At 55.5% G+C, this 18,604-nt stretch carries 21 protein-coding genes; 5 read left to right on the forward strand and 16 right to left on the reverse strand.

Annotated elements, in window-relative coordinates; all coding sequences use genetic code 11:
* Nucleotides 1-7 precede the first annotated feature (7 nt).
* From AL479_RS01110 to narP, 4 genes are all read left to right on the forward strand, one after another.
* Nucleotides 8-370 carry a GtrA family protein gene (locus tag AL479_RS01110; protein ID WP_061074741.1) on the forward strand — a complete coding sequence of 121 codons (363 nt, stop codon included), beginning with the start codon at nucleotides 8-10 and terminating at the stop codon, nucleotides 368-370.
* Nucleotides 367-1,314 (forward strand): glycosyltransferase family 2 protein, encoded by a 948-nt coding sequence (locus tag AL479_RS01115; protein ID WP_061074742.1) that lies wholly within the window; start codon nucleotides 367-369, stop codon nucleotides 1,312-1,314. Before AL479_RS01110 ends, AL479_RS01115 begins: the two co-directional genes overlap by 4 nt.
* Entirely contained in the window at nucleotides 1,314-2,858 is a 1,545-nt protein-coding gene (locus tag AL479_RS01120; RefSeq protein ID WP_061074743.1) for a DUF6056 family protein, read from the forward strand. The genes AL479_RS01115 and AL479_RS01120 overlap by 1 nt, the downstream gene beginning before the upstream one ends.
* A gap of 170 nt (nucleotides 2,859-3,028) precedes the next feature.
* Complete coding sequence (gene narP / locus AL479_RS01125; RefSeq protein WP_061074744.1) at nucleotides 3,029-3,676, forward strand: nitrate/nitrite response regulator protein NarP; 648 nt, start codon at nucleotides 3,029-3,031, stop codon at nucleotides 3,674-3,676.
* A gap of 41 nt (nucleotides 3,677-3,717) precedes the next feature.
* Here the strand turns inward: narP and AL479_RS01130 are convergent, their stop codons facing one another.
* The 15 genes from AL479_RS01130 to napF form a co-directional block, all read right to left on the reverse strand.
* Nucleotides 3,718-4,770, reverse strand: coding sequence for a cytochrome c-type biogenesis protein CcmH (locus AL479_RS01130; protein ID WP_061074745.1), 1,053 nt, complete (start codon nucleotides 4,768-4,770; stop codon nucleotides 3,718-3,720).
* Nucleotides 4,767-5,324, reverse strand: a complete 558-nt coding sequence (dsbE, locus tag AL479_RS01135; RefSeq protein ID WP_043000089.1) for a thiol:disulfide interchange protein DsbE — start codon at nucleotides 5,322-5,324, stop codon at nucleotides 4,767-4,769. The genes AL479_RS01130 and dsbE overlap by 4 nt, the downstream gene beginning before the upstream one ends.
* Nucleotides 5,321-7,264, reverse strand: a complete 1,944-nt coding sequence (locus AL479_RS01140; protein WP_061074746.1) for a heme lyase CcmF/NrfE family subunit — start codon at nucleotides 7,262-7,264, stop codon at nucleotides 5,321-5,323. Before AL479_RS01140 ends, dsbE begins: the two co-directional genes overlap by 4 nt.
* Entirely contained in the window at nucleotides 7,261-7,740 is a 480-nt protein-coding gene (gene ccmE / locus AL479_RS01145) for a cytochrome c maturation protein CcmE (RefSeq protein WP_061074747.1), read from the reverse strand. The genes AL479_RS01140 and ccmE overlap by 4 nt, the downstream gene beginning before the upstream one ends.
* On the reverse strand, nucleotides 7,737-7,949 hold the full coding sequence (gene ccmD, locus AL479_RS01150; RefSeq protein WP_043000086.1) for a heme exporter protein CcmD: 213 nt from the start codon (nucleotides 7,947-7,949) through the stop codon (nucleotides 7,737-7,739). Before ccmD ends, ccmE begins: the two co-directional genes overlap by 4 nt.
* The gene (locus tag AL479_RS01155) at nucleotides 7,946-8,683 is read right to left on the reverse strand and encodes a heme ABC transporter permease (RefSeq protein WP_061074748.1); all 738 of its coding nucleotides are present in this window, start codon (nucleotides 8,681-8,683) and stop codon (nucleotides 7,946-7,948) included. The genes ccmD and AL479_RS01155 overlap by 4 nt, the downstream gene beginning before the upstream one ends.
* A 122-nt stretch (nucleotides 8,684-8,805) precedes the next feature.
* Nucleotides 8,806-9,465, reverse strand: coding sequence for a heme exporter protein CcmB (gene ccmB, locus AL479_RS01160; protein WP_042317911.1), 660 nt, complete (start codon nucleotides 9,463-9,465; stop codon nucleotides 8,806-8,808).
* A complete protein-coding gene (ccmA, locus tag AL479_RS01165) occupies nucleotides 9,462-10,082 on the reverse strand; it encodes a cytochrome c biogenesis heme-transporting ATPase CcmA (RefSeq protein WP_042317910.1) in 621 nt (206 codons plus the stop codon). The genes ccmB and ccmA overlap by 4 nt, the downstream gene beginning before the upstream one ends.
* Before the next feature lie 23 nt (nucleotides 10,083-10,105).
* Nucleotides 10,106-10,708: a cytochrome c-type protein NapC gene (gene napC / locus AL479_RS01170; RefSeq protein ID WP_046481706.1), complete on the reverse strand. Its 603-nt coding sequence runs from the start codon at nucleotides 10,706-10,708 to the stop codon at nucleotides 10,106-10,108.
* 9 nt (nucleotides 10,709-10,717) lie between these two features.
* Nucleotides 10,718-11,167 (reverse strand): nitrate reductase cytochrome c-type subunit, encoded by a 450-nt coding sequence (napB, locus tag AL479_RS01175; RefSeq protein WP_061074749.1) that lies wholly within the window; start codon nucleotides 11,165-11,167, stop codon nucleotides 10,718-10,720.
* Entirely contained in the window at nucleotides 11,164-12,027 is an 864-nt protein-coding gene (gene napH / locus AL479_RS01180; RefSeq protein WP_061074750.1) for a quinol dehydrogenase ferredoxin subunit NapH, read from the reverse strand. Before napH ends, napB begins: the two co-directional genes overlap by 4 nt.
* Nucleotides 12,014-12,709 (reverse strand): ferredoxin-type protein NapG, encoded by a 696-nt coding sequence (gene napG, locus AL479_RS01185; protein ID WP_042317906.1) that lies wholly within the window; start codon nucleotides 12,707-12,709, stop codon nucleotides 12,014-12,016. The genes napH and napG overlap by 14 nt, the downstream gene beginning before the upstream one ends.
* 6 nt (nucleotides 12,710-12,715) lie before the next feature.
* Nucleotides 12,716-15,202 (reverse strand): nitrate reductase catalytic subunit NapA, encoded by a 2,487-nt coding sequence (gene napA, locus AL479_RS01190; protein ID WP_061074751.1) that lies wholly within the window; start codon nucleotides 15,200-15,202, stop codon nucleotides 12,716-12,718.
* Nucleotides 15,199-15,462 (reverse strand): chaperone NapD, encoded by a 264-nt coding sequence (napD, locus tag AL479_RS01195; protein WP_043000078.1) that lies wholly within the window; start codon nucleotides 15,460-15,462, stop codon nucleotides 15,199-15,201. The genes napA and napD overlap by 4 nt, the downstream gene beginning before the upstream one ends.
* Nucleotides 15,452-15,943, reverse strand: coding sequence for a ferredoxin-type protein NapF (gene napF, locus AL479_RS01200; protein WP_061074752.1), 492 nt, complete (start codon nucleotides 15,941-15,943; stop codon nucleotides 15,452-15,454). The genes napD and napF overlap by 11 nt, the downstream gene beginning before the upstream one ends.
* A gap of 410 nt (nucleotides 15,944-16,353) precedes the next feature.
* On the opposite strand from napF, the gene eco reads away from it, so the two are divergent.
* Entirely contained in the window at nucleotides 16,354-16,851 is a 498-nt protein-coding gene (gene eco, locus AL479_RS01205) for a serine protease inhibitor ecotin (RefSeq protein WP_061077907.1), read from the forward strand.
* Nucleotides 16,852-16,945: 94 nt separating this feature from the next.
* Here the strand turns inward: eco and mqo are convergent, their stop codons facing one another.
* Entirely contained in the window at nucleotides 16,946-18,601 is a 1,656-nt protein-coding gene (gene mqo, locus AL479_RS01210; protein WP_061074753.1) for a malate dehydrogenase (quinone), read from the reverse strand.
* Nucleotides 18,602-18,604 lie beyond the last annotated feature (3 nt).

Genomic DNA, 18,604 nt, shown 5'->3' on the forward strand with positions numbered 1-18,604 from the left:
ATTGCTTATGTGGCATCACTTCATCAAGTACACCTCCGTAGGCGTGATCAACACATTGATCCACTGGATAGTTTTTGCTATCTGCATCTACGCCTTTCATACCCATCAGGCGCTGGCGAATTTCCTGGGCTTCAGTGTGGCGGTCAGTTTTTCTTTTTACGCCAACGCCCGGTTTACCTTTAAGCAATCGACCACAACGCGTCGCTATCTGCTGTATGTCGGCTTTATGGGCCTGCTCAGTATCCTGACGGGCTGGGGGGCGGAACAGTGCGGTTTCCCGCCGCTGGTGACGCTGGTCGCGTTCTCCGTCATTAGTCTCATTTGTGGCTTTATCTATTCCAGATTCATTGTATTCAAGGACGCACGATGAAAATTTCACTGGTCGTTCCTGTCTTCAACGAAGAAGAAACCATTGGCCTCTTTTACAAGACGGTGCGCGAATATGACGCGCTGAAAGAACATGATGTCGAAATTGTGTTCATCAACGATGGTAGCACCGACGCAACGGAATCCATCATCAACGCCCTCGCCGTTGCCGACCCGCTCGTTGTCCCGCTCTCGTTTACGCGAAATTTTGGCAAAGAACCGGCGCTGCTCGCCGGGCTCGACAATGCCAGTGGCGATGCCGTCATTCCGATGGATGTTGATCTCCAGGATCCTGTCGAAGTCCTGCCGCACCTGATTCAAAAATGGCAAGAAGGGGCGGACATCGTGCTGGCTAAACGTTCCGATCGCTCCGTCGATAGTCGCCTGAAGCGAAAAACCGCCGAGTGGTTCTATAAGCTGCACAATAAAATCAGTACGCCGCATATCGAAGAAAACGTCGGCGATTTTCGGCTGATGAGTCGTGAAGTGGTGGACAACATTAAACAAATGCCAGAACGAAATCTGTTCATGAAAGGGATTTTATCCTGGGTTGGCGGCAAAACTGACATCGTCCTCTACGCACGCGCCACTCGCTGTGCCGGGAAAAGTAAATTCAACGGCTGGAAACTGTGGAATCTGGCACTGGAAGGGATCACCTCTTTTTCCACCTTCCCTCTGCGTATCTGGACCTACATTGGTCTGGTGGTTGCCCTGCTTTCTTTCACCTACGGCGCGGGAATGGTGATAGATACGCTTCTGTGGGGAAATCCCGTGCGTGGCTATTCTTCCCTGATTGTGTCAATCCTGTTTCTGGGAGGCGTGCAGCTTATTGGTATTGGCGTGCTGGGTGAGTATATCGGACGAATCTATGTCGAAACCAAGAAGCGGCCTCGATACATCCTGAAAAAACGTAAAACTGTGGACCATGATTCAGACAAGGATAACTGATGTTAAAGCATGTTAATAAAAGCATTCTTTTAATTGCCTTTTTTGCGGTATTTATCCTGGAGTGGTTCACCCCTATTCACTCCGATGATTACCGTTATGCCCTGCTTGGCATCTCATTTGATGCGCACCTGCATCACTACCTGACCTGGAGCGGGCGCGTGGTGGCTGATTTTGTCAGCTCGCTTTTGCTCACCACCGGCTCTCGCGGGTTTATCTCAACCATGACCGGCCTTGTCGTCGTCGCGTTCTGCTATTTCATTGTGAAAACGCCGACGGGCACGCTGAAATGGAAAAAACATGACGCGCTGATTTTTACCCTTATTTTTCTGACCTTTTGGGTCGCTAACCCGAATATCGGACAAACGGTTTTCTGGATCGTTGGCAGCGCGAACTACCTGTGGACGAATCTGTTCGTCGCCGCATGGATCTGGAACCTGTACCGTATACAGCTCCAGCGCGAAGAGCGTACGCATGTTGGTATGCTGTTGCTCGGACTGTTGGCGGGCTGCTCCAATGAAAGCGTCGCGCCATTTGTCGTGGGTCTCGCCCTTCTGGCTATCGTGTACGATTACTGGCAAGCGAAACGCGTCTACGCGAACAAGGTCGCGTATTTTTTGTCCGCACTGGTGGGCGCCAGTATTTTGATTTTCTCGCCAGGCAATTTTATTCGCGCTCAGGGCGCCCATACCGTCTGGTACGATAAATCGCTCGTTGAAAGAATCACGATTCATCTGAGCGAGCGCTTCTTTAACCACCTGGCGCTGGTCTGGATTTCTTATGTCGTGCTGGTCTTGCTGGCAATTCTTCTGTTCGTGGCGAAACGACAAGGACATCGCATTAAAAGTGCGAATCTGGGCATGGTCGGGTTAATGCTGCTGGTGGGGCTGGGGACCTCTTTAATTATGGTGGCCTCCCCGTCGTATCCTGACCGGGTCATGCTGTCGACATTTTTATTTTTCCTGCTTGCCCTCTCGTTCCTTGCGCGGGAAGTCGTCACGGTAGCCGGACCGCGTGTCATGAAGGGAGTCTATGCCGTTACGGGCCTGATGGCTGCGGTATTCATCTGGTCATACGCCTTAATGTATGCCGCTTATACGCGCGTTTATGAGCAGGATTTTGTTCGTGTGAATATCGTTAAGCACCAACTCAGCCTGGGTCACAAGGACTTTACGGTGCCTGACTTCCACTTCCTGAAAATGCAAAATAGCGGAGGACATTTCGGTTTCTTTCACGATCCGCAGGTCTATGGCCGTTATTTTGGCGCAGGGAATGTGGCAAAGGAAAAAGTTAACTTCGACTATTCCGTACTCGTAAACGGTAAACAACAAGCCATCGATGACAATACCGTGGCCTGGTTCAATAACCGCGGCGATTTAATGCTGGTGAGCAAACATCCGTTAGCCGGTACCGTGCAGGTGAAGACCGAATCGTCCGACACGTCGCGTTCGCTTGCGCGCTTTACCGCCGCGAAAATTAACGATGAATACTGGTATTTCAGCGCCATCCCAAAAGCAGAAGTGACTCACGTCGCGCTGCTGCCCTGAATGCAAGAGCCTCTCATCGCGATGAGAGGCTCCCCCCTTTTCCCGACAGGTTTTACTTCTTACCCATGCGTAATCTGGGGTAATATTTCTCCCTCTTATCGATGCGGTGAATCTGGACGATTCGCGATCGAATAACAATAATGATTCTAATAAAATCTCGGGAGATAACTATGCCTGAAGCAACGCCTTTTCAGGTGCTGGTGGTAGATGACCACCCTCTTATGCGTCGTGGTATCCGTCAATTACTGGAGCTGGATCCGACATTTGAGGTGGTTGCCGAAGCGGGCGATGGCGCAACGGCGATTGATCTGGCAAACCGTCTCGATCTGGATTTAATCCTGCTTGATCTGAATATGAAAGGGCTGAGCGGTCTGGATACGTTGAACGCCCTGCGACGCGATGGGATCACGGCGCAGATTATCATTCTCACCGTTTCGGATTCGGCCAGCGACATCTACGCCCTGATTGACGCCGGCGCAGATGGCTATCTGCTGAAAGACAGCGATCCGGAAGTTCTGCTGGACGCCATTCGCACAGGCGCCAATGGCGGCAAGGTTTTCAGCGAACGCGTCAGTGATTATCTGCGCGAGCGCGAAATGTTTGGTGAGGAGGACGATCCGTTCAGCATGCTGACCGAGCGGGAGCTGGATGTTCTGCACGAGCTGGCACAGGGACTGTCCAACAAGCAGATTGCCTCGGTCCTCAACATTTCCGAACAAACCGTAAAAGTGCATATTCGCAACCTGCTGCGCAAGCTCAACGTACGCTCACGCGTTGCCGCGACTATTTTATTTTTACAAACCCGCGGATTACAGTGAATCAGCGACACCAGGCCGGAGCATTCAATCCGGCCGGGTGGTTACTCACTCTTAGGCGATAAGTGCTGCATCGCCTGCGCGATACTACGCTCAATCACCGCACGACGCGTATCGTTCGCCGGCAGCATCTTCAGCATCATCTCCCAGGCGGCAACCGCGTCGCCAAAACGTTCCTGCTCAAAGGCATTGAAGGCGTACATGCTCAGAACCCGCACATTGGCGTGATCGCTACGGACCAGTTCTCGCAGTAGTTCCCCTCCACGACGGTTATCATCAGGATCGGAAGAGCGGGTCAGCGCCTCAGCATAGCCCAGTGCCGCATCGCTGTTCTTTGGATCGAGTCGATAGGCATTGGCATATGCTTCGGTAGCAGTACTGGCATTGCCGAGCACCATACCGATCCGCCCCAGCATGATCCAGCCTTCCACGTTCGTCGCATCACTTTGCAGACGAGTGCGTAGCCCCAGCGCCAGACGCGTCATCTCTTCCTCATCCAGCGGCTGTGCTTTTGGATCCAACGCGCGTTCCAGCAGTGCCGGGCTTTGTGCCGTCGCCATCTGCCAGATTTCCACTTGCTTATAGCTCCCGGTCTGGTAATAACTGACGGCCCCCACGATGACGGCAATCACAATCCCCGGCAGATAAACCGCCAACCCGGCTCGTTTACCCTCCGGTAACGCCATCTCATCCGGGAACACCTCCTGTTTCAGGCGTACCCGCCGACGCGAACGGGCAACGATAATCCAGCCTCCCGCGCCAATTGCCGCCACAGGAAGCACCCACAGCAGGACAGTCAGGGGGGTCAGCGGCGGATCATAGGTGACGAAGTTACCATAGCGCGCCACCATATAGTCGACGATCTCTTTCTGACTTTTCCCTTCCTGCATCAGCTCATAAACTTTCTGTCGCAGGTCGGTCGCAATCATCGAATTGGAATCCGCGATGCTGTTGTTCTGGCATTTCGGACAGCGCAGTTGTTCAGTCAACTGGCGGAACTGTTGCTCCTGGGTCTCATCCTTAAACTGCATCACATCAATGGTGGCCAGCGCATTAGCAGAAAACAGCAGCATCAGCACACTCAGCAAAATTCTCATTGCCCGGCCTCCTTGCTGTATTTCTCCCACAGCGGCTTGATTTCACTCTCCCAGACGCGGGCGTTCAAATCCCCGGCATGGCGATAGCGAATAATGCCTTTACCGTCGATCAGGAAGGTTTCCGGTGCGCCATAGACCCCAAGGTCCAGGCCCAGCATACCGTCGCCGTCAAACAGGCTCAGCGCGTAGGGATTGCCCAACTCTTTCAGCCAGACGATAGCCTTCTGGCGATCGTCTTTATAATTCAGCCCCACCACGCGAATCCCCTGCGCCGACAGCTGGTTCAGATACTGATGCTCAGCGCGGCAGGTGGGACACCACGTCGCCCAGACGTTGAGTAAGACCGGTTTACCCTGAGTCAGCACGTCCGCCTCATAATGCTTACCGGGGTTCTCCAGCGACTCAAGCCGGAAGGTTGGTACCGGTTTGCCAATCAGCGCCGACTCCAGATTCGTCGGCGTGTCGCCTTCAGCATTACGCGCCAGTTGCCACAGCAGCGCCGCGGCAATCACGAGAAAAATCACAAAAGGAATCAAAAGTACGTTGCGCTTCATACCGCCTCCGACACCGATTTTTGCGGTTGTACGCGTTTGCGATAACGCGGGTCAAACAGGCATAGCAGCCCCCCCAGCGCCATCAATATCCCACCCGCCCAGATCCAGCGAATAAACGGTTTGTAATACAGACGGACAGCCCACGCGCCGTTATCCAGCTCTTCACCGAGCGCGGCATACAGATCGCGGGTAATGCCACCGTCAATCGCCGCTTCCGTCATCATCGAGCTGGTGCTGTTGTAGAACCGTTTTTCGGCATGCAACGTCGCTTCTGCCTTGCCATCACGGGTCACGCCGATAATCGCCACACCACCGCGATAGTTTGGTCCGGTGATATCCTTCACTTCACGGAAGGTGAAGCGATATTCATGAATATCGACGCTATCACCGGCTTTCATGCGGACATCGCGCTCGACGCTGTAATTCTGGCTGAAGGCGATCCCGACAATCGTCACCGCCAGACCAACGTGCCCGGCCACCATTCCCCAGTAGCTAAGCGTTGTTTTCGTGCCACGCGAAATACGCTGCGCAAGCTCTGCCATCGCCAGCACAAACACCCAGCAGGCCATTGCCAGCCCGACGACCGTCATGGCGACAATCTTGTTCTCAAACAGCCACGGCAGCAGCAGAGAGAGTACCAGGGTGCTGGCCAGCGCGATAACCAGCAGTCGCTGCAGTTTACGCGGTCGATCGCGTCCCCAGCGGACCAGCGGGCCAATGCCCAGCAGCAGGGCAAACGGCGCCATCAGCCAGGTAAACATGGTATTAAAGAACGGCTCGCCAATGGAGATACTGCCCAGTCCAAGCTGCTTATGCACCAGCGGCAGCAGCGTTCCGAGCAGCACCACCAGCATGGCGGCAATCAGCAGCACGTTGTTACCGAGCAGCAGCGATTCGCGTGACCAGAGCGCGTTATTCACCCGGGATCGAACCTTATGTCCTCGCGTAGCAAACAGCAGCAGCGAGCCGCCGATGACCAGCACCATGAAGGCCAGAATGAACATCCCGCGAGACGGGTCGGAAGCAAACGCATGCACCGACACCAGCACACCCGAGCGCACAAGGAACGTCCCCAACAGACAGAGCGAAAACGCGCAGATGGAGAGCAGCAGCGTCCACGCCTTGAAACTGCCGCGCTGTTCAGTGACCGCCAGCGAGTGCATCAGCGCGGTTCCCACCAGCCATGGCATAAACGAGGCGTTTTCCACCGGATCCCAGAACCACCAGCCGCCCCAGCCCAGTTCGTAGTAAGCCCATGCCGAACCCAGCACGATCCCCAGCGTCAGGAAAACCCACGCGGCCAGCGTCCACGGACGAGAAAAACGGGCGAAAGTGCTGTCCAGGCGACCGCTCATCAGCGCCGCGATAGCGAACGCGAAGGCGACCGAGAAACCGACATAGCCCATATACAGCAGCGGCGGATGGAAGATCAGCCCAGGATCCTGTAGCAACGGGTTGAGATCGCGCCCTTCTATCGGGAAATTCGGCAGCGTGCGGGCGAACGGGTTGGAGGTAAACAGGATGAACAACAGGAAACCGACGCTGACCATCCCCATCACTGCGAGCACGCGGGCGACGATATCCAGCGGCATCCGCTGGGAGAACAGCGCGACGGCAAAGGTCCAGCCGCTCATCAGCAACACCCACAGCAGCAGCGAGCCTTCATGCGCCCCCCAGGTAGCGGCGACGCGGTACCAGACCGGCAGCTGCGTGTTGGAGTTACTGGCGACATAAACTACGGTGAAATCATTCACGACAAAGGCGTTGACCAGCACCAGAAAGGCACCCATAACGAGGATAAATAGCAGCCAGGAAAACGGTCTTGCCGACGCCATCATCCGCGCATCGCCACGCGCCACGCCCCACAGCGGATAGACTGAGAGTAACAACGCAACGCCCAGTGCCAGGCATAACAGCGCATTGCCAATTTCAGGCATCATGATGTTTTATCCTTATAGACGCTCTCCGGACGGCGGTGGTTTTCCTGCATCGCTTTTTCAACTTCCGGCGGCGTGTAGTTTTCATCGTGCTTGGCGAGAACTTCTTTCGCCTGAATATGGTTTTTCTCGCCGAGTTCCCCCTGCACCACCACGCCCTGCCCTTCACGGAACAGGTCCGGCAGAATGCCTTCGTAGGTAACATCCACAACGCCTTCGGCGTCATAGATGCTGAAATTCACCTTCAGCGAGTTGGGATCGCGCTTCACGCTACCGGGCATAACCATACCACCCACCCGAAGGCGCTGGCCCACTTCCGGCATTTGCTGCGTTTCGCGCTTGCCGTAGAGAATCTCGCCTGGCGTATAGAACAGGTCAATATTGGCGCGCAGCGCGTAAAGCACCAGCGTAATCGTCAGCGCTAACCCGACGAGCACGCCACAGGCAATCCATAAACGGTTCTTACGTCGAATATTCACGCCGCCTCCCGTTGTGTCTGCGCCGCACGCAGGCGGGCTTCACGCGCCCGTTGTCGGGAGACATCACGCAAAATCGCGCGATGCTGCGTCACGGTATGAATGACCAGTACTGCCAGCGGGATGACGCTCAGCGCCACGGCCAGCCAGACGTAAAAGGCGTAGCCGCCCATCGCAAAAAAATCACTCCAGGATGCAAATGCAGTGGTCATTGGCGGCCTCTTTTTAAGATCAGTTCACTCACCCACGGGCGACGTTTTTCCATCATCAGAATCAGGTTACGCATCCGCATCAGCGACAGCGTGATAAACAGCAGCAGATAGCCGATAATCGCCAGCCGCAGCGGTGTGCGCATGGCCGGGTCGATGCTTTGCTGCATACGGGTTGAGCCCTGATGCAGCGTGTTCCACCACTCCACCGAATAGTGAATGATCGGCAGGTTCACCACGCCAATCAGCACCAGGATCCCCGCCGCACGCCCCGCCATCTTACGGTCGTCAAAAGCATGCCACAGGGCAATCGCGCCGACGTAGAGAAACAGCAGCACCAGTTCCGACGTCAGCCGCGCGTCCCACACCCACCAGGTGCCCCACATCGGTTTACCCCAGGCGGAACCGGTGACCAGCGCAATAAACGTAAACACCGCGCCAACCGGCGCCATCGCAGCCAGCGCCAGGTTTGCCATCTTCATCTGCCAGACCAGACCGATAAACGCCGCTATCGCCATCGAGGCATAAATCCCCATTGACCAGATCGCCGCCGGAACGTGCAGATAAATAATGCGGTAGCTCTGCCCCTGCTGGTAATCCGCTGGCGCAAAACCGAATCCCCAGATCCAGCCCGTAGCCAGAACCAGGACGCAGGCAACGGCCAGCCACGGCACAAAATAGCCGCAAAGCTGATACAGCCGTGGGGGCATAGCCAGTTGATGAAGTGTTTTCCACATAGTTCAGTCACCAGACTCAAACGAATAAAGTTACCGTCATGCCGGATAGCGGCTGATGCCTTATCCGGCCTACATACTCTGCTCTTGTAGGCCTGATAAGCGCAGTGCCATCAGGCAACTCATTACTGCAAACTAATACGTAACGCCGCGGCCGTCGCAAAAGGACTCAACGTCGCGCTCCCCGCCAGTAACGCGCCCAAAATCGCCATGTATCCATCCACAGGAAGATGCATGGATGCCGCATCCATCGCGGCGGTCGCAAAAATCAACAACGGGATGGTCAACGGCAACACCAGTACGCTCAGCAATACGCCGCCGCGCTTTAGTCCGACCGTTAACCCTACCCCCGGTGCGCCGAGAAAGCTGAGCGTTGGCGTCCCCAACAGTAAGGTCAGCGCCATAATTTTCCAGCCGTAGATGTCCATCCCCAGCAGCAACGCCACCAGCGGAGAGAGGATCAACAGCGGCAGACCGGTGACCATCCAGTGGGCCATCACTTTTGCCAGCACCACCATCGGTAATGGGATCGGCAGCAGCATCAGTTGCTCAAGGCTGCCGTCCTGCAGGTCATCGCGAAACAGTCGCTCCAGCGCCAGCAGCGAGGCCAGCAGCGCAGCAACCCAAATAATGCCCGGCGCAATGCGCGCCAGCAGCTGCGGTTCCGGCCCAATGCTCAGCGGGAACAGCGTAATAACAATCAGAAAGAACCACAGCGGGTTGGCAATCTCAGCGCTATGGCGAAAGGCAACGCGCAGTTCAAGACGGAAGATACGCCACATCATTGCCCTGCCCTCTCGTGAGTCAGCGCAATCCGGCGAATGCGGTCTGTAGCGACGTTCATCGGCTGGTGGGTGGTGAGGATGACAATCCCCCCCTCTTCGGTATGCTGCGCCATCCGCTGCGTCAGGCGTTCAACGCCGTTCACATCAATGGCGGTAAAGGGTTCGTCGAGGATCCAGAGCGTGGCGCGGGTCAGCCAGAGACGCGCCAACGCTACCCGGCGCTGCTGTCCGGCAGAAAGCTGGTTCACAGGGATATCTTCGTAACCGGCAAGGCCGGCCTGCGCCAGCGCCGCGAGACATTTTGCAATGTCGCCGTCCTGATGGAAAAAACGCAGGTTCTCCAACGCCGTCAGCCGGGTTTTGATCCCCGGCTGATGTCCAATCCACAACAAATTTTGATGGTAGCTGTCCCGCACACGATGTAGCGGTTGCTCCTGCCAGCACACCTCCCCGGCATCAGGACGAGAGAGCCCTGTCAGCAACCGCAACAGGGTGGTTTTCCCTGCGCCGTTGCCGCCGGTGACCTGTATCCACTCCCCTGCGTTGACCTGGAACGACAAATCGCTAAACAGGACTCGTTCATCCCGCTCACAGAGGAGCTTTCTGGCTTCAAGCATACTACCCACTCATTATCATCCCGTCAGAAGCCCGGTTTGACTTCACGCATATCGGGGAGCTTGTGCGCAATCCCCTTATGGCAGTCAATACAGGTTTGCCCGTCTTTCACCGCCTGATCGTGCATTTTCGCGGCGACGCTCTTCTGGGCCGTTAAGTCCATGAACTCAAAGTTGTGACAGTTACGACACTCCTGAGAATTGTTATCTTTCATTCTTCGCCATTCATTCTGCGCCATCGTCAGACGATGCGCTTCGAACTTCTGCGGTGTATCAATAAGTCCCAACGCTTTTGCGTACAGCTCTTTACTGGCCTTGATCTTGCGGATCATTTTCGGCACAAACTCGTGCGGTACGTGGCAGTCAGGACAGGTCGCACGCACACCGCTACGGTTGTTGTAGTGCACGGTTTCCATGTATTCCTGATACACGGTATTGCGCATTTCGTGGCAGCTAATGCAGAACTCTTCGGTGTTGGCCTTTTCCATCCCGGTGTTAAATCCACCCCAGAAAATAATCCCGCCGACGAACCCGATTAACAGCAGCGTACCCAGCGCCAGACGACTGGGGCGACGCCACCATTGCCAGAGGCGCTTAATCCGGCCTGGTTTACGGTTAGAATTTTCCATAATGACCTCTTATTTCCCGTAACCTTTCGATGGGGTAAAGCTGTTACCCACAATCGGCGGGGCGTCAGTCTGCGGCACATGGCACTGCAGGCAGAAGTATCGACGCGGCGCCACTTCGGCCAGCACTTTGCCGTCGCTGTCCATAAAGTGCGTCGGACTAATACGCGGCGCACCGGTGGTACGATAGCTTTCAACGCCGTGGCATTGCAGGCAGCGGTTGGTGTTGGTGGTCACCTGGTAACCATCGACGCTATGGGGAATCATCGGCGGCTGATTCACGTAGTTCAGCGGCATACGCTCTTGCTCTTTGTGCATGCGAATCGCCCCTTCCTGTGTCCCCGACACTTCCGGAGACTGGCTAAGATCCACTCCGTTTGCCGCCCAAACCGCACCGCTCACCACCAGGGCCAGCAGGGCTGTCCATTGACACAGCGCTTTCTTCAGGTCATGGCTTTTCATGATTTCGCTCCCGAACTCCATCGTGTAGTTATTGTAAATACGTCCTCAGAACAGACATCCACGCAGCGACCGCAGGCCATGCAATCGCGGCTGGTGACCTGTACCGGGCTTTGCTCATCCAGCACCGGGGCACGTAATACATGCGGTTCCGGGCAAACATGAAAACAGTCCATACAGCGGTTACATTTCTGTCGGTCCTTTGCCGCAACGGTTAATACGCCCTGGCTACCCAGCACGCCATACAGTGCGCCTAAAGGACAAAGATGCCCGCACCAGCCGTGTTCAACGACCAGCAAATCAAATAAAAACAGAGCGATAATCAGCAGTGCGCCGCTACCGAATCCCATTACCAGGCTACGCCCCAGCAGTGAAACAGGGTTAATCCATTCCCACAGTAGCGTCCCGGTCAGTGCTGAACCCACCAGCACGACAACCAGAAGTACGTACCGTATATGACGTGGAATGGTTGCGGACTGATTCAGGTCAAACCTTCTGCGTAGCCAGGCCGCAAAATCGGTAATCGGGTTCAGTGGGCAGACCCAACTGCAAAACAATCGCTTTCCTGCCAGAGCGTACAGCGCCGTAATGATCGCCGCGCCCGTAAGCCCTACCGCTGCGGGCAGATGACCGCTCGCCAGGCTTTGCAGGGTAATCAACGGATCCGTCAGCGGGATCGACTCCAGCAGCAGGCTGCTGCTGTAGTTCCCGTGCAGGATCCACACGCCAAACCACGGGCCGCTCAGAAACATCCCCAGCACCATAAACTGACTGAGACGGCGGAAAATCAGCCAGCGATGACTCCGCCAGAGGCCTTTTTTCGCCTGCGCTTCACGCCCGGCGTCACGTTTACGATTTGCCATCGTTCCCCTCCAGCCAGCCGAAGCGGTAATGGTGACCCAACTCCCCTTTCGCCAGCGCCAGCGGCAACACTTTTATTGCCGGCTGTTCCAGCACGCAGACTTTTTCACATTTCCCGCAACCCGTGCAGGCGTCGCTGTGAACGGTCGGGATAAATCGCGCATGTTTGCCGGTTCGCATGTTGCGATCCAGTTCCAGCGTGATGGCCTCATCGATTTTTGGACATTCGCGATAACAGACGTCACAACGCAATCCCTGGAAGTTCAGGCAGTTTTCCTGATCCAGCAGAACCGCCAGTCCCATCCGCGAATCGTCAATGGAGGCAATCTCCCGGTCCAGCGCCCCACTGGGGCAGACTTTGGCGCACGGAATGTCTTCGCACATTTCGCAAGGAATATCGCGGGCAACAAAATACGGCGTACCCGCCGACAACCCTGATGCAAGCGTCGCCAGTTTTAAGGTGTCATACGGACATGCCTGAACGCACTGCCCGCAGCGCACACAGGCGCTGGCAAAGGCGTTCTCGTTCACGGCCCCAGGCGGGCGCAACCGCACGCCCGTAGCGCGTGCGGTCTGCTGCTGTAACCCCAGCGCCACGCCAACGGCAGCCAGCCCACCCGCTGTGCGAACAACATCGCGCAGAAAGCGGCGGCGGCCATTTTGGGGTTTCGCTGACCTGGACATGGCGTGTTACACCTTCGCCAGTTTCACGGCGCACTTCTTGAAATCCGTCTCTTTAGAGAGCGGATCCGTCGCATCCAGCGTCAGGTTATTCACCAGCTGTGCGGCATCGAAGAACGCCATGTAGACCAGCCCCTGCGGCGGACGGTTACGTCCACGGGTTTCAACAATGGAAATCACCTCGCCACGACGTGAGATCACTTTGACCTTGTCGCCACGGCGCATATCCCGTTTTTTCGCATCTAACGGATGGATAAACAGAACCCCTTCCGGGAACGCGCGGTGCAGTTCCGGTACGCGGCGCGTCATACTGCCGGTATGCCAGTGTTCGAGCACACGCCCCGTGGATAGCCACAGGTCGTACTCGGCATCCGGCGATTCTGCGGCCGGTTCAAACGGCAGCGCGAAGATCACCGCTTTACCGTCTGGCTTACCGTAGAACTTGTAGCCTTCACCCGCTTTGACGTACGGATCGTGACCTTCGCTGTAGCGCCATTGCGTCTCTTTCCCGTCAACCACCGGCCAGCGCAGACCGCGCGCCTTGTGGTAGTCATCGAACGGGGCGAGATCGTGACCGTGTCCGCGCCCAAACCAGGCGTACTCTTCAAACAGTCCTTTTTGCAGATAGAAGCCCAGATCGCGGGATTCGTCGTTAAGCTGATCCTCTTTCAACTCCGTCAGCGGGAACTTGCTTACCGCCGGGGTCGCAAACAGCACGTCATACAGGGTTTTGCCGCGCAGTTCCGGTTTCTGTGCCAGCAGTTCTTCGGGCCAGACCTCTTCCGTTTTGAAACGACGTGAGAACTGAACCAACTGCCACAGGTCGGATTTCGATTCGCCCGGCGCTTTAATCTGTTGACGCCAGAACTGGGTACGACGCTCGGCGTTACCGTAAGCCCCTTCTTTCTCTACCCACATTGCGGTTGGCAGGATCAGGTCCGCGGCCAGCGCGCTGACGGTCGGATAGGGATCGGAGACAATGATAAAGTTGCGCGGATCGCGCCAGCCCGGCAGACGATCTTCGTTGATGTTCGGACCGGCCTGCATGTTATTGGTACACATCGTCCAGTAGACGTTCAGCTTGCCGTCCTTCAGCGCCCGGTCCTGAGCAACCGCATGGAGACCGATTTTCGCCGGAATCGTCCCGGCCGGGATATTCCAGTGCTTTTCACAGATCTCACGGTGTTTTTCGTTGGTGACCACCATGTCCGCAGGCAGGCGGTGAGCAAAGGTTCCCACTTCACGCGCGGTACCACAGGCAGAAGGCTGACCGGTTAACGAGAACGGTCCGCAGCCCGGCTGCGCGATTTTGCCGGTCAGCAAGTGGATGTTGTAGATCAGGTTGTTGGCCCACACGCCGCGCGTATGCTGGTTGAAGCCCATCGTCCAGTAAGAGATGACTTTCTTGTTCGGGTCGGCATACAGCTTCGCCAGTTGCTCCAGCTGATCTTTCGGCACGCCGGTCATTTCAGCGGTTTTATCCAGCGTGTACTCCGCCACAAACGCTTTGTAGTCTTCAAAGCTCATCGGCTCAGAGGCGTCAGAACCTGGGTTTTTCGCGGCTTTTTCCAGTGGATGCGTCGGACGCAGGCCATAGCCGATATCCGTTGCCCCTTTGCGGACGTTAACGTGCTTGCTGAAGAAGTCCTGGTTAATCGCGTTGTTCTGGATAATGTAGTTAGCGATGTAGTTGAGGATCACCAGGTCAGACTGTGGCGTAAACACCATCCCGTTGTCCGCCAGCTCAAAGCTACGGTGCTGGAAGGTGGACAGCACGGAGACGTTAACATTCGGATCGGAGAGACGACGGTTGGTGATGCGCGACCAGAGGATCGGGTGCATTTCCGCCATGTTGGCGCCCCACAGAACAAACGCATCGGTATGCTCGATATCGTCGTAGCAGCCCATCGGTTCGTCCATGCCAAAGGTACGCATAAAGCCTACCACCGCTGACGCCATACAGTGACGCGCGTTCGGATCGAGGTTGTTCGAACGGAAACCGGCTTTAAACAGTTTAGAGGCGGCGTATCCTTCCCAGATGGTCCACTGACCGGAACCAAACATGCCGACAGACTCCGGGCCTTTCTCTTTCAGTGAGGTTTTAAACTTCTCTTCCATCACATCGAAAGCCTGATCCCAGCTTATCGGCGTAAATTCACCGTCTTTGCTGTACTTACCGTCTCTCATACGCAGCAACGGCTGCGTTAAACGGTCCTCTCCGTACATAATTTTGGGCAGGAAATAGCCCTTGATGCAGTTCAGACCACGGTTAACCGGGGCTTCCGGATCGCCCTGACAGGCGACAATACGCCCCTGCTGAGTTCCGACCAGAACGCCACAGCCGGTACCACAAAAACGGCACGGGGCTTTATCCCACTTAATGGCTTCCTGTTGACCGACAACTGCGCGGGCAACGCCCGGCACGCTTAGCCCGGCAGCCGCCGCAGCGGCCGCAACGGCGTTAGCTTTCATAAAGCTACGACGACTGAGTTTCATGGTGTTTCCTCACCTTGTTCTTCCTGCTGGTGATAAACCAGCGACACCGCCAGCACGCCCGCAACGTTGCGTACCGACTCAATTGTTTGCATCAGCGTTTCGCTGTGTTCTGCTTCAACCACGGCAATCATCTGACCGCTTTGCTCGTCGCTTACGGCCACTTCGCAGCCCGGCAGAGCATTTAATTGCGTGCTGATATCCTGTACCTGTTCGCCTTTGGCCTGAACAATCAGGCTGCAGACCTGCCAGTTAATGTGCATGGTTATACTCCGCGGTAATGGCTGACACCGGGCAACTAGCGACGCACGCGCCGCATCCGTTACAGTTCTGGTTATCGAGTTGTGGCTGATAAATGCCGGACAACGTTGGGCGAAACAGGATCGCCTGCGGTTCACAGCTATCCTGACAGCGGCGGCACTCTACGGACTGATACGCCAGACACGCTTGCCCAATGGTGAAAATCAGATCCCATGCCCTGGTGTGGCGCGGAGAAAAGAGAGATTCGGGGCAAGCCTGCGCACAGGCGTAGCAGAAGGTGCATTCGTTTTGTTGGAAATTAACGCTCGGATAGCCACCCGGACCACGCTGCAAAACATCGTGTTCACAAGCCTGAATACAGGCGTCGCAACGGGTGCACTGGGACAGAAACTGAGAGGCTTCCATGCTCCATGGCGGACGGATCCCACGGTTGGCATTACGCCAACTGCCAGTCAGTATGCCTCGACGGGATAGATCAACCATGGCATCGCCCTTCCATAAACGACGCTCCCCCGGCTGGGTGAACGACAATAAAAACCGTGTTACTACTAAGTCATTATTATGATCGGTAAGATAGTAAAGGATGGGTTCCAGGTGCATACCCCAATCGGGGTAAAACCAGTGGTTGGATCAAAAGAGTGTTAATGAAGCTTGTCAGAATGTGCTTCTCCGCACATATCAAAGGGTTATGTAATATTTTATATATCGAAATGGCCGTCAGGATAATCACTCACACCCAAAGGTAAAGAACAGAATAAATGACTACTCATTTTATACAATCACAACCAATGAACTTTAAAAATACGCAAAGACAGATCAATGACTCTGATGAACATGTTAATCTGCCGTGAAATCGTTCATAAGATAAAAAAGGAAAACCTGTGAACTCAAAAATGAAGACAATGGTCCCTGCCGTTTTGTTCGCTGCCTTCGCCAGCACCTCTGCGTGGGCGGCATCCGCTGAGACTACCCCCCAACCACTGGAAAAAATCGCCCCTTATCCGCAGGCGGAAAAAGGAATGAAACGCCAGGTTATTCAGCTACCCCATCAGGAAGATGAATCTACTCTGAAAGTGGAACTGATGATCGGCCAGACGCTGGAAGTCGACTGCAACCAGCATCGTCTGGGGGGTGAACTGGAAAGCAAAACGCTGGAAGGCTGGGGCTATGACTACTACGTCTTTGACAAAGTCACCTCCCCGGTATCGACCATGATGGCCTGCCCGGACGGCAAAAAAGAGCAGAAATTTGTGACCGCGTATCTGGGTGATGACGGTATGCTGCGTTACAACAGCAAGTTGCCAATCGTGGTGTATACCCCGGCAAATGTTGATGTGAAATTCCGCATCTGGAAAGCGGAAGACAACGTGCAGAACGCGGTAACGCGATAAGTCTCTGATGATGCCGGATAGCGGCGTACCGCCTTATCCGGCCTACAGGAACTAAACGTAGGCCGAATAAGCGCAGCGCCATCCGGCAATGCGGTTACAGTGCGATATCGGCGACTTCTTTACGCGCGGGCTGAGCCTGAGGCTTGAGCTGCGCTTTCGGCGGGATATCTACCGTTTGCGGCTTGTCATATTTCAGCCCCAACACTTCACTGGTGTATTGCAGTTCCTGTTGCGTCGCCTCAACGTTGCCGTTCAGTTTTGTACCGTAAGACGGAATAATCGTTTTCAGCTTCGCCTGCCATTGCGGCGTATTCACCTTATCTTTAAAGACGGTTTCCATCAGGTGGAGCATGATCGGCGCCGCAGTAGATGCGCCCGGTGATGCGCCCAGCAATGCGGCAACGGTCCCCTCTTTGTCGCTCACCACTTCCGTCCCCAGACGCAGCACGCCCCCTTTGTCTTCATCACGCTTGATGATCTGGACGCGCTGACCCGCCTGCCACAAACGCCAGTCCGCTTTCTTCGCCTGCGGATAGTACTCTTTCAGCGCGTCGAAGCGGTCATCATCGCTCAGCATCACCTGGCTAATCAGGTATTTCACCAGATCGAAGTTATCCATCCCGACGTTGACCATCGGCATGAAGTTGGAAGGCGTGGTTGAACTCAGCAGATCCCACAGCGAACCATTTTTCAGGAATTTGGTGGAGAAGGTGGCGAACGGCCCAAACAGCACGACGCGTTTGCCGTCCAGAATACGGGTATCGATATGCGGAACCGACATCGGTGGCGCCCCGACGGAAGCCTGGCCGTACACTTTCGCCAGATGGCGATTCACTACGTCCGGGTTTTCTGCGACCAGGAACTGACCGCCGACCGGGAAGCCCGCATACTCTTTGGCTTCCGGAATACCGGTTTCCTGCAGCAGTTTCAGCGCTGCGCCACCGGCGCCGATAAAGACGAATTTGGCTTTGATTTTATGTTCCGCTTCGCCGTTTTTCAGATCGGCGACGGTCACCGTCCAGGTGTTGTCGTCGTTATGTTGAAAACCACGAACTTCGGTGCTCAACTCCAACGCAAAGTTAGGTTTTTTCTGCAACGAAGCAATCAGTTGACGCGTAATTTCGCCATAGTTCACGTCCGTTCCCATTTCAGTACGCGTGGCGGCGACTTTCTGTTTCGGATCGCGCCCTTCCATCACCAGCGGCGCCCACTCTTTGATTTGCGCGTGATCTTCGGAATAGCGCATGCCACGGAACAGCGTGCTCTGCTGCAGTGCCGTATAGCGAGCGCGCAGGAAGTTAACGTTCTCATCCCCCCAGACAAAGCTCATGTGCGGGACGGTGGTGATGAAGGCGCGCGGGTCGTGCATCACGCCGTTCTTGACCTGATGGGCCCAGAACTGACGGGAAATCTGGAAAGCTTCGTTAATTTCGACTGCCTTTTCGGTACTGATACTCCCGTCGGCTTTCTTCGGCGTGTAGTTCAGTTCCATCAGCGCGGAGTGCCCGGTACCGGCGTTGTTCCAGCCGTTTGAACTCTCTTGCGCGACACCGTCCAGGCGCTCCACCATGGTCATCGACCAGTCGGGTTCCAGTTCCTGTAGATAAGTTCCCAGTGTGGCGCTCATGATGCCGCCGCCGATCAACAGTACGTCCGTCTCCTGCTCTTCCGTCGCTTTCGCTTTTGCCGCCATCGAGACAGCATTCAGCCCTACGGCCATCGAGAAGAGCATGGCAGTCACTTTTTTCATATT

The organism is Citrobacter amalonaticus, assembly GCF_001559075.2.
GTDB classification, from domain to species: Bacteria; Pseudomonadota; Gammaproteobacteria; order Enterobacterales; family Enterobacteriaceae; genus Citrobacter_A; species Citrobacter_A amalonaticus_F.

Bases quoted from the DNA above. Each gene is read 5' to 3' on its own strand.
- ccmB (WP_042317911.1), bottom strand. From the start codon at position 9,465: ATGATGTGGCGTATCTTCCGTCTTGAACTGCGCGTTGCCTTTCGCCAT.
- napF (WP_061074752.1), bottom strand. From the start codon at position 15,943: ATGGTTGATCTATCCCGTCGAGGCATACTGACTGGCAGTTGGCGTAAT.
- napG (WP_042317906.1), bottom strand. From the start codon at position 12,709: ATGTCCAGGTCAGCGAAACCCCAAAATGGCCGCCGCCGCTTTCTGCGC.
- AL479_RS01130 (WP_061074745.1), bottom strand. From the start codon at position 4,770: ATGAGAATTTTGCTGAGTGTGCTGATGCTGCTGTTTTCTGCTAATGCG.
- napB (WP_061074749.1), bottom strand. From the start codon at position 11,167: ATGAAAAGCCATGACCTGAAGAAAGCGCTGTGTCAATGGACAGCCCTG.
- AL479_RS01110 (WP_061074741.1), top strand. From the start codon at position 8: ATGTGGCATCACTTCATCAAGTACACCTCCGTAGGCGTGATCAACACA.
- napC (WP_046481706.1), bottom strand. From the start codon at position 10,708: ATGGAAAATTCTAACCGTAAACCAGGCCGGATTAAGCGCCTCTGGCAA.
- ccmA (WP_042317910.1), bottom strand. From the start codon at position 10,082: ATGCTTGAAGCCAGAAAGCTCCTCTGTGAGCGGGATGAACGAGTCCTG.
- AL479_RS01115 (WP_061074742.1), top strand. From the start codon at position 367: ATGAAAATTTCACTGGTCGTTCCTGTCTTCAACGAAGAAGAAACCATT.
- napA (WP_061074751.1), bottom strand. From the start codon at position 15,202: ATGAAACTCAGTCGTCGTAGCTTTATGAAAGCTAACGCCGTTGCGGCC.
- dsbE (WP_043000089.1), bottom strand. From the start codon at position 5,324: ATGAAGCGCAACGTACTTTTGATTCCTTTTGTGATTTTTCTCGTGATT.
- napH (WP_061074750.1), bottom strand. From the start codon at position 12,027: ATGGCAAATCGTAAACGTGACGCCGGGCGTGAAGCGCAGGCGAAAAAA.
- AL479_RS01140 (WP_061074746.1), bottom strand. From the start codon at position 7,264: ATGATGCCTGAAATTGGCAATGCGCTGTTATGCCTGGCACTGGGCGTT.
- ccmD (WP_043000086.1), bottom strand. From the start codon at position 7,949: ATGACCACTGCATTTGCATCCTGGAGTGATTTTTTTGCGATGGGCGGC.
- AL479_RS01120 (WP_061074743.1), top strand. From the start codon at position 1,314: ATGTTAAAGCATGTTAATAAAAGCATTCTTTTAATTGCCTTTTTTGCG.
- AL479_RS01155 (WP_061074748.1), bottom strand. From the start codon at position 8,683: ATGTGGAAAACACTTCATCAACTGGCTATGCCCCCACGGCTGTATCAG.
- napD (WP_043000078.1), bottom strand. From the start codon at position 15,462: ATGCACATTAACTGGCAGGTCTGCAGCCTGATTGTTCAGGCCAAAGGC.
- mqo (WP_061074753.1), bottom strand. From the start codon at position 18,601: ATGAAAAAAGTGACTGCCATGCTCTTCTCGATGGCCGTAGGGCTGAAT.
- eco (WP_061077907.1), top strand. From the start codon at position 16,354: ATGAAGACAATGGTCCCTGCCGTTTTGTTCGCTGCCTTCGCCAGCACC.
- narP (WP_061074744.1), top strand. From the start codon at position 3,029: ATGCCTGAAGCAACGCCTTTTCAGGTGCTGGTGGTAGATGACCACCCT.